The organism is Massilia sp. HP4 (assembly GCF_005222695.1).
Classification (GTDB): Bacteria; Pseudomonadota; Gammaproteobacteria; order Burkholderiales; family Burkholderiaceae_D; genus Telluria.
On record NZ_STGG01000011.1, the window covers coordinates 257,268 to 269,985 of the forward strand.

8 protein-coding genes are annotated in these 12,718 nt (G+C 66.0%); 2 read left to right on the forward strand and 6 right to left on the reverse strand.

Annotated features, from left to right (window positions below):
• The first annotated feature begins 109 nt into the window (after positions 1–109).
• The gene (locus E8M83_RS05025) at positions 110–2,089 is read left to right on the forward strand and encodes a monovalent cation:proton antiporter family protein (RefSeq protein ID WP_137172289.1); all 1,980 of its coding nucleotides are present in this window, start codon (positions 110–112) and stop codon (positions 2,087–2,089) included.
• Between the two features lie 153 nt (positions 2,090–2,242).
• Here E8M83_RS05025 and E8M83_RS05030 read toward each other — a convergent pair whose 3' ends face one another.
• The 5 genes from E8M83_RS05030 to E8M83_RS05050 all read right to left on the reverse strand — a co-directional run bounded on the left by E8M83_RS05030 (position 2,243) and on the right by E8M83_RS05050 (position 9,889).
• Entirely contained in the window at positions 2,243–3,361 is a 1,119-nt protein-coding gene (locus E8M83_RS05030) for a diguanylate cyclase (protein ID WP_137172290.1), read from the reverse strand.
• A gap of 139 nt (positions 3,362–3,500) precedes the next feature.
• A complete protein-coding gene (locus E8M83_RS05035; protein WP_137172291.1) occupies positions 3,501–4,346 on the reverse strand; it encodes an MOSC domain-containing protein in 846 nt (281 codons plus the stop codon).
• A 65-nt stretch (positions 4,347–4,411) separates the two neighbouring features.
• Positions 4,412–7,510, reverse strand: a complete 3,099-nt coding sequence (locus tag E8M83_RS05040; protein WP_137172292.1) for a DEAD/DEAH box helicase — start codon at positions 7,508–7,510, stop codon at positions 4,412–4,414.
• Between the two features lie 97 nt (positions 7,511–7,607).
• Complete coding sequence (ychF, locus tag E8M83_RS05045) at positions 7,608–8,699, reverse strand: redox-regulated ATPase YchF (RefSeq protein WP_137172293.1); 1,092 nt, start codon at positions 8,697–8,699, stop codon at positions 7,608–7,610.
• A 140-nt stretch (positions 8,700–8,839) separates the two neighbouring features.
• The gene (locus E8M83_RS05050) at positions 8,840–9,889 is read right to left on the reverse strand and encodes a patatin-like phospholipase family protein (protein WP_137172294.1); all 1,050 of its coding nucleotides are present in this window, start codon (positions 9,887–9,889) and stop codon (positions 8,840–8,842) included.
• A gap of 142 nt (positions 9,890–10,031) precedes the next feature.
• On the opposite strand from E8M83_RS05050, the gene E8M83_RS05055 reads away from it, so the two are divergent.
• Positions 10,032–11,915, forward strand: coding sequence for a DUF3857 and transglutaminase domain-containing protein (locus E8M83_RS05055; protein WP_137172295.1), 1,884 nt, complete (start codon positions 10,032–10,034; stop codon positions 11,913–11,915).
• A gap of 54 nt (positions 11,916–11,969) precedes the next feature.
• On the opposite strand, the gene pth is transcribed toward E8M83_RS05055, so the two are convergent.
• Entirely contained in the window at positions 11,970–12,554 is a 585-nt protein-coding gene (pth, locus tag E8M83_RS05060; RefSeq protein ID WP_137172296.1) for an aminoacyl-tRNA hydrolase, read from the reverse strand.
• Between the last annotated feature and the right edge of the window lie 164 nt (positions 12,555–12,718).

The following is a 12,718-nucleotide window of genomic DNA, read 5'->3' on the forward strand; positions in this document are numbered from 1 at the left end:
AAACGAATTGGGAAAGCAAAAAACTTGCCAGTCGTAACAAACGATAACAAGCCATGCCGCACCACACACGACTCGTGCAACAAGATTAACAAAATTTGTCGCTTTGCCCATGCATTCCGGTCTTGAACTTACCCTCCTCCTGTTGGGCTGCGCCGTCCTGGGCGTGGTACTTTTTCGCAGTCTGCAACTGCCGCCGATGCTCGGCTACCTGGCCGTCGGCGTCCTGATCGGCCCCCACGCCCTGGCCCTGGCCGAAGACAGTCCCACCACCCACGCGCTGGGCGAGTTCGGGGTGGTGTTCCTGATGTTCTCGATCGGCCTCGAATTCTCGCTCGGGCAACTGCGCTCGATGCGGCGCATCGTGTTCGGGCTGGGGCTGGCCCAGGTGGTGTCGACGATCGTGGCCGCCATGGCGATCGGGCTGCTCGCGTCCTGGTTCCTGCCCGGGATCCCGCTCGGCTGGCAGGCCGCCTTCGCCCTGGGCGGGGCACTGGCCATGTCGTCGACGGCGATCGTGGTCAAGCTGCTCACCGAGCGGCTCGAGCTCGAGAGCGAGCATGGGCGGCGCACCGTCGGCATCCTGCTGTTCCAGGACCTGGCGGTGGTGCCGCTATTGATCATGATTCCGGCGCTGGCGCGCGATCCGGAAGACCTGGCAATCACCCTTGGGATAGAGGCGGTCAAGGCGGCGCTGGTGCTGGCGCTGCTGCTGTTCTTCGGCCAGAAGCTGATGGGCCGCTGGTTCACGATCGTCGCCAAGCGCCGCTCGCAAGAGCTGTTCATGCTCAACCTGCTGCTGATCACCCTGGGCGCGGCCTGGATCACCGAGCAGGCCGGCCTGTCGCTGGCCCTGGGGGCTTTCGTGGCCGGCATGCTGATCTCGGAAACACCCTACAAGCATCAGGTGGAGGAAGATATCAAACCCTTCCGCGACGTGCTGCTCGGGCTGTTCTTCATCACGATCGGCATGCTGCTCGACCTGGGCATGGTGATCGAACACTGGTGGCTGGTGCTGCTCCTGCTCGCGCTGGTGGTGCTGCTTAAATTCGGCCTGATCGCCCTGCTCGCCCGCGCCTTTGGCGCCTCATCGGGCACGGCGATGCGCACCGGCCTGGCGCTGGCCCAGGCGGGCGAGTTCAGCTTCGTGCTGCTCAATCATGCCTCCGGCTCGAAGCTCGTGGATTCTTACGTGATGCAGCTGGTGCTGGCCTCGATGGTGCTGTCGATGCTGGTCGCGCCCTTCCTCATCGCCAGTATGGACCGCATCGTGCTGAAGTTGGCGGCCAACGAATGGATGACGCAGTCGCTGCAGCTGACCCAGCTGGCGACGCGCGCCATGAAGGCGCAAGACCACGTGATCATCGCCGGCTTCGGGCGCAACGGCCAGAGCCTGGCCGCCCTGCTGAAAGAAGAATCGCTGCCGTGGCATGCGCTCGACCTCGATCCGGAGCGGGTGCAAGAGGCGCAATCGGCCGGCGCCGCCGTCTCGTATGGCGACGCGGCGCGACGCGAGAGCCTGGTGGCGGCCGGCATCGGCCGCGCCAAGGCGCTGGTGATCACCTTCGCCGACACGCGCCACGCGCTGAAGGTGCTGCACCTGGTGCACGAGCTGGCGCCGGCGCTGCCGGTGATCGTGCGCAGCTACGACGATCGCGATACCGAGGTGCTCAAGGCAGCCGGCGCCACCGAGGTGGTGCCAGAGGCGCTGGAGAGCAGCCTGATGCTGGCCTCGCACGCGCTGGTGACCTTGGGCGTGCCGCTGCGGCGCGTGGTGCACCGGGTGCAGGCGGCGCGCGACGACCGGTATGCCAGCTTGCGCGGCTACTTCCACGGCGCCGGCGACAGCGGCGACAGTCTCGAGCCGGGGCAGGTGCGGCTGCATTCGGTGCGGCTGCATGCGCAGGCCGGCGCGGTCGGCAAGAGCATGGCGCAGCTGCGGCTGGGTGATGTGGCGGCCGAGGTGGCGGCATTGCGGCGCGGCGGCGAGGATGTGGAGCCGGGGCCAAAGGTGGTGCTGGCGGCGGGTGATGTGGTGGTGCTGCGCGGCGATGGGGAGGCGGTCAGCCGGGCCGAGGACAGGTTGCTATGACGGCCGTGCGTGTTACTCCGTAGGGTTGGCGGCTGAGCCGCCGACGCGTCGATTGTTACCGGCTCCAATGTCGTGCCGGATGATCTTACTGCCAACGATCACCGCGTCGGCGGCATAGCCGCCAACCCTACAATGCGGACAATGCGCGTCCAATCACGCGAAGGTGACGACCTTGTTGCGGCCACCGGCCTTGGCTTGATACAGCGCCGCATCGGCCGACGCCACCAGCTCTTGCGCCACGCCTTCGATCGCGTTGTCGCGCGCAAAATCGGAGAGCGCGGCCACGCCGATCGACACCGTCACGTCGACCCGCTCGCCGCTGCTCAGCTCTACCGGGGTTGCCGCCACGCTGGCGCGGATGCGCTGCGCGACCATGCTGGCATTTTCCAGGTCGGCGTCGATCAGGAGCACGACGAATTCCTCGCCGCCGAAGCGCCCCAGCGCATCGGACATGCGCAGCTCGGCCTTGATGCGGCCGCATATCTCGCGCAGCACGTCGTCGCCGCCCTGGTGGCCGACGGTGTCGTTGACGCGCTTGAAGTGGTCGATGTCGATGTACACGCAGGACAACCGATAGCCCTGGCGCCGCGCACGCGCTATCTCTTCGAGCAGGCGCCGGTCCATGTAGCGGCGATTGTAGACGCCGGTGAGCGAATCCGTGAGGCCGATATATTTCAGCATCTCGTTGCTGATCACGTTTTCCAGGCAGATCGCAATGATCGAGCCCATATGCTCGACGAAATCGGTGCCCAGGCTTGGGGTAAAGCGGCCCGGATCGGCGCTGCCCAGGTTGAGGCTGCCGATCAGGCGCGTATTGCGCAGCAGCGGCACCAGGGCCACGCTCTGCAGGCCGGCGGGCGGATGCGGGAACATGGCGCAGTGCTGGCCCGGCGCATAAGGCCCCAGGATCGGACGCGGACGGCGCTCGGGCGACATGTCGAAACCCAGTTCGACCGCGTGCTCGCAGAACATCAGGTTGGGGAACTGCTCGAAGTCGACGCCCAGGCGATGCATGACGGTATAGATATCGGCATCTGGGTCGACCAGCGACAGGGTGACGATGTCGAGTTCCGAGATCACCGGCAAGGTGCGAAAGATCGTGCCAACCAGTTCGGGGAAGCTGCCGGCGCCCACGATCTGCAGGTCGAACGCCTGGTGGCGGCACATGATTTCGTGGTTGCGTTCGGCCTGCTCGAGCAGATACGCCATGCGCGCGCGCAGGGTCTCGTTTTCCGCCAGCAATTCTCGCGTCGACGCGCTCGGCTCATGCATGGAGCATTCCTTTCAGCAATAACCGTAACATTACGCCATCCACTCTTGCTTGGATATGAAAAAACGCCTGTTCTTACGGGGGAATAGGCGATTTTGCGACACTGTTGCGGTGTCGCCGGCGTTTGGCCTGGCGTAGTGCTTAGAAAGCGAGCTCGGCGTTTAGTTCCTGGCCGACGCGCAGGGTGCGGCCGATGCCGTCCTGGACGATCACGTTCATGCCCAGGGTGACGGCGCCGTCCATGCGGGCGTTGGCGCGGTAGGTTTGCAGGATGTCCAGTGGATCGGGGCCGGGGATGCCGGTGGCCTGGTCGACCGAGGGTATCGGGCAGCGGGCGCAGGGTTTGACTGGCCGCAAGTTGATCTCGCCGTCGCTGAAGGCTTCCACGAAGTCTTCTTCGAAGGCGTCGATGCCTTCCACGACCATATTCGGGCGGAAGCGGTTCATGGGCAGTTCTTCGCGACCGGCCTTGGTCAGCTTGGCGTTCAGGTCGTCGAGCGAGGATTGGCCGATCAAGAGGATCGGGTAGCCGTCCGAGAAGCGGGCGGCGGCGGGCAGGCCACCGGTCCATGGGCTGATCTTCGGACGCACGACGTCGGGGCGGAAGCGCACCAGGCGGCATGGGGCGCCAACAGCATCGGCGAACCAGGCGGCGGCGTTGTCGCCGCAGTCGGCGGCTATGACGTGGTCGTCCCAGATCAGCACTTCGATCACCGGTGCATCGAGGTCGTGCGCCAGCGGCAGGCGGATCGGCGACAGGCCGGGGGCCTCGACCACCAGTTCATTCCCGTCGACCCGCGGCGCGATGGTCGCCATGCGTGGGTATTCGCGCTGGGTCAGGAATACGCCTTCGCGGGTCACGACCATCCATTCGCGGTCGTGCACGCCGTCCGCCGACAGGCCGTCCAGGGCGAGCGTCGCTTCGGGCACGGACAGGCCGGCGCAGGATTTGATCGGGTAGAGGACGAGTTCGGAGACGGTGGCCATGCTGTGATCGATACGGATAGAAGCCATCAGTATGGCAGCAAACCGCGCCGCCGGCACGGCCTCTTCTAGCCGTCGACCGTCTCCCTCGTGCGCTCGACCAGATACGTCGCCAGCAGGCCGGACGGCAGCACAGGCCGACTGGCATCGAACACCTTGCGGTTGCCGATGACGATGAAACTGTCCCTGGCGCGCGATACCGCGACGTTGAGCATATTCGGCGCCTGGTCGAAGAAGGCGCCGCCGCTGAAGTTGTCGCCATAGGTCGACGAGAACAGCACGATGGCGCGTTCGGCGCCCTGCAGCGCATGCACGGTGCCGACCGTCAGGCGGCTGTCCTTGCGCAGCAAGTCCGGTAGCTCGCGGCGCAGGCGCCGCTCGATGGCGCCGGCCTGCGCGGCGAATGGGGTCACGATGCCGACCAGTTGCCAGAGCGGCGTCGGGCGGCCGGCGGCATCGGCATAGTGCCGTTCGATGTCGGCGCGATGGGCCTTGAGCCAGTCGACGATCGCGGCTGCTTCCAGCTCGTTGTGGCGGCTGCCACCACGCCGCGTGTCCCTACCCTCGACGTGAATCAGCGCGAATGGCGGCAGGATGCGCTGCTCCGGCGGCACCGACGCGCGTTTCGGTTCGAGGCGGCCCGCGTAGATCAGCCGGTTGCAGTAATCGATCAGTTCGGGCACGCAGCGGCGGTGCTCGGTGAGCATCAGGCCGCGGACGTCCTCGTATTGCTGGACCGTGCAGCTGCGGTTGGCGATGCGCATCAGGCTACCGCTGGCCGACGTGTAGCCGCCCTGCTCCAGGCGCTCGTAGGCGGGGTCGTGGAATGTCGGCGCCAGGCCGAACTTGACGGCATTGGCGCGGTCGGTGGCTTCGCCGCTGTTCCAGACCGGCTCGATCTGGAAAGTGTCACCGACCACCATCGCGCGCCGCGCCAGGGCGAACATCGGGGCGCCGATATCGGGCGAAACCTGCCCTGCTTCATCCACCACCAGCAGGTCGATCGTGTTCCAGAACGGCATGTCTTCGCCTTCCCAGGCGGTCAAGAACGACGGCGCCATGTGGAAATTGGATACCAGGCAGGGCGAGAGCTTGGCGAAGCGGCGGTACTTGGCTTCCAGCTTGCGGCGCCCCTTCGTATCCTTGATGCCGCTCCTGATCCGGTGCCGCACTTCCAGGATCCACTGGCCGGACCAGTACCAGTCGGCGACCGCGAACATGCGCGCGCGCAGCTTCTTGTCCAGGTGGTCGTTCAGGTTGGCGAGACTGGCGTCGAGCAGTTCCGGATCGTCTCCCGCTACCTCGCGCCAGGCGGCGAAGGCCGCCGTGATGCGGGCGCGCTCCTGCTCGGCCAGGGCCATCTGCTGCTTGAGCTGTTCGCCCTGTTCGGCAACCGTCTGCTTCAGTGCCTGAAGCGCGGCGATGGCCTCGTTCTTTTGCTGCAATGCCTCTTTCTTGAGCAGATGGAAATACCCGGGAACGCCATCGGCGCGGTGCTGGAGGTCGGCGGTGAGCGGATGCGCGAGCAAGGCCTGGCGGTCGAGCGCCATGCGGCGCCGGCGCACCGAAGGCACGAAGCTGAAGATGTCGAGCCAGATCGAGGCATCGGCCAAATAATCCGCCCAGGATTTCTCGGCCTTGAGGATATCGTCGCGACGGACCTCGTAGGCGCGTTGCGCCGCATCGGCGGCGTGTTCGCCTTCGTCTTGGCGGGTGCGCAGATCCGCCTGCAGTTCACGGCAACGCGTCAGTTCGCCGTTCGCCTGCGCCAGCAAGGCCTTGTACGAGGCCACGGCGCCCTCGCCCCCTTGCTGGCCGAGTGCGTGATACAGCGCGTAGCGCGCTGCAACGATGGTGTCGAGGCGCCCGGCAAGGCCGGCCAGCTCGGCATGCAGGTCGTGGACCACGGTGCCGACGCCATCGCCGCGGCGCCGGAAATGCATGGCGGCGCAATCGAGGTAGTGGCGCTCGATGGCGGCCAGCATCTCGGGTGTTTCGAACGACTCGAAGGCATGGGTCTTGCCGGTGCATACCGGATGTGGGCTCTGGCGCGATTCCGAGGCCAGGAACAGGCCGAAGCCACGCTCGTACAAGTGCCAGCGCCGGTGTCCGGTATCGGCGGCGATCTTCGCGAAGCTGTCGAGCACATTCTCGACCGCTTTCACATTGGTGGAGGCGACCACGATCAGCGGGCACTCGCCGCCGGCCAGGGCAGCATCGATCCAGAGCTGGGCGACCACGCTGTGCAGCAAGGTGGTCTTGCCCGTGCCCGGCGGGCCGTTCACCGCGAGCACCTGGCCTTCGAGCAGGCGCTGCAGCTCGAGCATCGCCGTGCGCTGGGATGGCGACAGCGGGTAGGCGGGATGCATGTGGCCGAGCGTCTTGCCATGGTGCGGCGCCGCGTCCAGCAAGGCCAGCGGGGCGCGCGTCGCCGGCGCGTCTAGCTTGCGCAGCGTGTCGAGCAAGGGCGTGGGCGGCTTCTCGGCGATGATGCTGTCATACAGCTTGAGCAGATGGCGCGCCACCAGCGGCGGCTCGTAGGCGATGCCGTGCCAGCCTGAGACCAGCACATGCTCGTCGGGCGCGAAATCGGGCAGGCGCAGGTCGAGCGAGGCCGGCGCCAGCAGCGGCAAGCCGGCACCCGTCACCGCTTCGAACAGGCGCGCCGCCAGATGCAGCACGTCGCCCATCGTGGCTGGTTTTTCAGGCAGCGAGCCGATGAATTCATCGTGGCGCGCCAGTGTGCCGACCACGGTGCGCTGCAAGGTCGGCGCGAGCAGGTCGCGCGGTATCCACGGCAAGCGCTCGGGGTCGGGCGACAGCACGCCATCGCGGTCGAGCAGGCAGGGAATGCACAGCACCGAAGCGCCCTTGTGCAGCTCGGCGCCGTCGTGCTTGACGCCATGGCTCACGGCCGGCGCCACGCGGGCGGGGATCAGCACATAGGGAATCCGGCCGTCGCGTTCCAGCCGGCTGGCGTCGAATTGCGCCGCGATCCAGGTGGCCACGTCCGGCGTTGCCGCGGTGACGCGCCAGTGTCTATCGACCTGGCCGATGGCAATCGGCTTGCTGTCGGGCGCCACCTCGGGATGGAGCAGGCTCGCTTGCGCCAGCGCGGCGCGCCAGTAGGGCAATGGCAGCAAGGGATTCGGGACTGGTTCGCTCATGTTCTCTGCTATCTGCGCTTTTCGGCTCGGCCAAAAAGCAACAAGCCCTTCCGGATGGAAGGGCTTGCGTGGCGCGGGCGCCAGGCGCCCAAAAGGATCAGACGTTGAACAGGAAGTTCAGAACGTCGCCATCCTTGACGATGTATTCCTTGCCCTCGGCGCGCATCTTGCCCGCTTCCTTAGCGCCCGACTCGCCCTTGTAGGTCAGGAAATCATCATACGAAATGGTCTGCGCACGAATGAAGCCACGCTCGAAGTCGGTGTGGATCACACCCGCAGCCTGCGGTGCGGTGGCGCCGATCGCCACGGTCCAGGCGCGCACTTCCTTCACGCCCGCGGTGAAGTAGGTCTGCAAGCCCAGCAGCTTGAACGCGGCGCGGATCAGGCGATCCAGGCCCGGCTCGTCCATGCCCATATCGCCCAGGAAGTCGGCCTTGTCGGCATCGTCCATCTCGGCGATTTCAGATTCGATCGAGGCGCAGATGGCGACGATCGGGGCGTTCTGCTTGTTGGCGAATTCGGTCAGCTGGTCCAGCAGCGGGTTATCCTTGAAACCGGTGTCCGAGACGTTGGCGACGAACATCGCCGGCTTGGCGGTGATCAGGTGCAGCGGATAGATGATCGCCATCTCTTCCTTGTCCAGGCCCATGGTGCGCACTGGCTGGCCTTCGTTCAGGTGCGGCATCAGGCGTTCGAGCAGGGCGACCAGCTTGGCCGCGTCCTTGTCGCCCGAGCGCGCCTTCTTCTGCTCGCGGTGGATCGCTTTCTCGACGGTGCCCATGTCGGCCAGCGCCAGCTCGGTCTGGATGACTTCGATGTCGTCGATCGGGCTGACCTTGCCGGCCACGTGGATCACGTTCGGGTCTTCGAAGCAGCGCACCACGTTGACGATGGCGTCGGTTTCGCGGATGTGCGACAGGAACTGATTGCCCAGGCCCTCGCCCTTCGAGGCGCCAGCCACCAGGCCCGCGATGTCGACGAATTCGACGATCGCCTTGACCACGCGCTCCGGCTTGACGATGGCGGACAGCGCGTCGATGCGCGGATCCGGCACTTCGACCACGCCCACGTTCGGCTCGATGGTGCAGAACGGGTAGTTCTCAGCCGGGATGCCGGCCTTGGTCAGTGCGTTGAACAGGGTGGATTTGCCAACGTTGGGCAGGCCGACGATGCCGCATTTGAGGGTCATGGATACTATTCCTAATTCGGTAAGCGCGAGCGATCGATCAACCGCCCTAAACCCTGCATTGTAACCCGGACCGGCCTGGCTGCCGCAAAAACCGGCGCTTTCCGTGCCGGCTGCAACGGTCGGGTTTTCACTCTGACAAGCTAGATCGGCTGGATGCGGGAAAGGTCGGGCCGCAGGGCAAATTCTGCCAGCTCATCGCGCAGCCGTTCCCCCTCCCCGATCGCCCGTTTCCACGTGCGAATCCGCTCGTCATGATCCAGGCCGTAAAACTTGAAATCCGCCCGGTCCGGCAGTTTGCCGCGCGGCAGCGTCCGCAGGAACTCCCCGGACGGCGCCAACAGCAGCACGTTGTCGAGCCAGCCGCGATTGACGCCACGCGCCGCGCGCCGCCACGGGAAGCCCTTGTCGAGCCAGCCCGGCACGATGTGCTCGGTAAAGTGCGGGTACAGCACCAGCCCGCCCCCGGCCTTCGAATACGGCAGCGCCAGGTGATAGTCGATGATGCCGCCATCCCAGTAGCTGCCGGCGGGCGCCTCGGCGATGCCGGTCACCGCCTTCATGATCAGGGGCAGCGTGCCCGAAGCCAGCAATCCTGGCGCCAGGTTGTCGCGCGTGAGCGTCGAGAAATGCGTATTGAAACTGTCGAAGCGCTCGCGCAGCCATGGCGCCTGGCTGCGCGCATCGCCGATGACGACCCGCTCCATCAGGCGCCCCAGCCAGGCGCGCGAGCCGGCGTTGTGCAGCGCCGCCGACAAAAAGCCGCGCATCTCGGCATAGCGGTGCGCGGGCGCCGCCAGCGAACGCAACCCGCGCACGGTCAGGAGGTGCAGCCGATAATGTGCGTGCTGGATGATGTCGTCTTCATGCCCGCGCACCAGCTCGCCCAGCAAGGCCTGCACGACCTCGTCGATCTGCTGCGGAGAAGGTTTCAAGCTTGTGTAGCGCTGCCCCGCATACAGCTCGCCCAGCAGGGCAAAGGCTTTTACCGGATCCTTCTGGCAGGCCGCGGCCATGCGCCAGGCGCCGATCGAGGCGCCGATCAGCGTGCGTTCGCGCGGTTTCGAGGGGAACCATTCGCCGAATATCCATTGGTCGAGCGACTGGAAGATCAGCCCCTTGGGGCCGCCCGCCGCGGCCGGCACGATGGCGACGTCCTCGGCCCGCAAGCCATGTTCTGCGATCTGCGCCATGGCCAGCGGCCCAGCATGAAAAGTAAGCGCCTTCATGCCCAAATTATCGCAGGAATATCACAACAAACACCTGCTTGCGCCCGATCAATCCTGCCACCGCACTGCTGCGTAACATGGGCCGGTCGCGTGTCCGGAGAGTGTTATGCATCTGCGCTTCGTCGTCATGCTGTGCCTGCTTCTATGCCCATTGCTGTGCTCGCTGCCGGCAATGGCGCGCGCGCTCGAAGCCGACAGCGGCACCGACCGTTCGGTGGTGGTAGACCGCTACGTCCAGCACTTCGTGGTCGAGACGAGTGGCGGCTACACGCTCACGGTCGAGCAGGCCAAGACCATCGTCAACCGCGCGGCGCTGCACGAACACGGCCAGTTCTACATCGGCTACAACCAGTCGCTCGACGAAGTGATATCGGTCGAGGCGCATACCCTGAAAGCCGACGGCCGGCGCCTGGCGGTGCAGCCGCACCAGATCCGCGACCAGCAAGAAGCCGCCTCGATCGACGCCCCCATGTTCCAGGACACGCGCCTCAAGATCGTCGTCTTCCCCGACGTCGAGGCTGGCGACAAGGTCGCGGTGCGCTACGTCGTGCGGCGCCACACGCCGCTGTTTCCCGGCCACTTCGAAGACCTGACCGCCGCGCGCTTCCAGCGCCAGCGCGATTTTCGCCTCATCTACGACATGCCGGCGTCGATGCCCCTGCACGCCGACGCGGTCGGCTTCGAGGCGGTGGTGGCCACAGGCGCGCCGGCGCTCGCGCCCGGCAAGCGCCGCCATGCCTGGCGCTACGTCGACGGCGACAATGCACGGCAAGAGGCAGACTCCGTCAGCTATCTCGACTACGGCAAGCGGCTCGCGGTCTCGACCTTCGCCGACTACGCCGCTTTCGCGCGCGCCTACCAGGAGCGCGCCGCCGGCAAGTCGCTGCCCGACGACACCGTGGCGGCGCTGGCGGCCAGCATCACGGGCACGACCCTCGACCGCCGCAGCCGCGCGATCGCCCTGTCCGACTGGGTGCGCAAGAACGTGCGCTACGTCGGCGTCTATCTCGGCCCCGGCGGCGTGGTGCCGCATGCGGCGTCCAGCGTGCTGGCCAACCGCTACGGCGACTGCAAGGACCACGCGACCCTGCTCGAGGCCCTGCTGGCCAGCTCCGGCATCGACAGCACCGTGGCGCTGGTCAATAACGGCGATGCCTACCGCCTGCCCGATGTGCCCACGCTTGGCGTGCTGAATCACGCGATCGTCTATATCCCCTCGCTGCAGCTGTATCTCGACCCGACCGCCGAATCGGTGGCGGGCGGCTTCCTGCCGGCGTCCTTGCTCGGCAAGCCGGCGGTGCTGGCGCGTTCTGGGGAGTTCGCGATGATTCCATTCTTCCAGCAGGCGCGCAGCCACACCTTCACCCAGTTCGACATCCAGCCAGATGGCAGCAGCCGCTTCAAGGTCACGCGCACCAGCAGCGGCGCCCAGGCCGAGCCCTACCGGCGCGTGGTGCGCGCCACGCCGACGGCCGAGCGCGACCGCTTCGTCGAGCGCATGCTGCAGGGGCTCGGACAACAGGGCGGCGGCGTGCTGGAGCCGGGCGACACCGAAGGCGCGGCCGACGATTACACCCTGTCGTTTCGCGGCGCGAGCAGCGGCTTCACGCAACTGCCGGGCCCGGCCGGGCTGGCGACCACCTACAATTTCTGGGGAGGATTGGGCGACGCCGTGTTCGCCTTCACGCAAGAGCCTGAGCGGCGCCAGGAATTCGTGTGTCCGGCGATCGACGCCGAAGATGAACTGCGCTTCCACCTGCCGAAGCGCTCGCAGGTGCTGGCGCTGCCGCGCGCCATCAAAGTCGACGATATCAACTTCGCCTATCGCTCGCAGTACCAGCGGCGTGGTGCGCTGGTGACGGTCAGGCGCCAGCTCAAATTCAGGCACACGGCGGCGACCTGCTCGCCCGACGACTACCGGCGCATGCGGCCGGCGCTCGAGCGCATGCTGCGCGACCTGCGCTCGCAGGTCGTGGTGCGGGGAGGATGACTGGACAGAACAAGAAAGCGGCCGCGCCTGCATGGCACGACCGCAGGCGCGCTATCAGGCCGTATGCAACTGCATCGTCGCCACATCGAGCTTGCCTTCGCAGACGAGTGGAATGATGCGCAGGCTCTTGTCGATCGATTCCTCGATCAGGCTCTGCTCTTCGCGGCGCGGGCGGTGCAGCACGAAGTCGGCGACCGCCTGCTGCAGGCTCAGGCTGCGCGGATGGCCGATGCCCAGACGCAGGCGCCAGTATTCCTGGGTGCCGAGGGCGGACGTGATGTCCTTCAAGCCGTTGTGGCCGCCCGATGAACCGCCCTTCTTGAGCTTGGCGACGCCGGGCATCAGGTCGAGCTCGTCGTGCACGACCAGCACTTCATCCGGATTGATCTTGTAGAAGCGCGCCAGCGCGCCGACCGACTGGCCAGAGCGGTTCATGAAGGTCTGCGGCTCGAGCAGCCAGACATCGTTGCCCGCAATCGACGTCTTGGCCACCAGGGCATTGAAGCGCGATTCGCGCTGCAGGCGGCAGCCCGGCAAGCTGTTGGCAAGGTTATCGACCAGCCAGAAGCCGGCGTTGTGGCGGGTTTGTTCATATTCCGGGCCAGGATTGCCAAGGCCAACGATCAGACGGATGGACATGCGTGGTGCTCTTAGGAGAAAACGCGATTATCGCTTAAACGCGGTGTTTGGCGTACACAACGACATTTAACGCCATGTGAATCGCCCGCAATAAAAAAAACCCGCCGGGCAAGCCACGACGGGTTTTTTTATCGACGCGCCACCAAAGCGGCGCGATCAGCCGA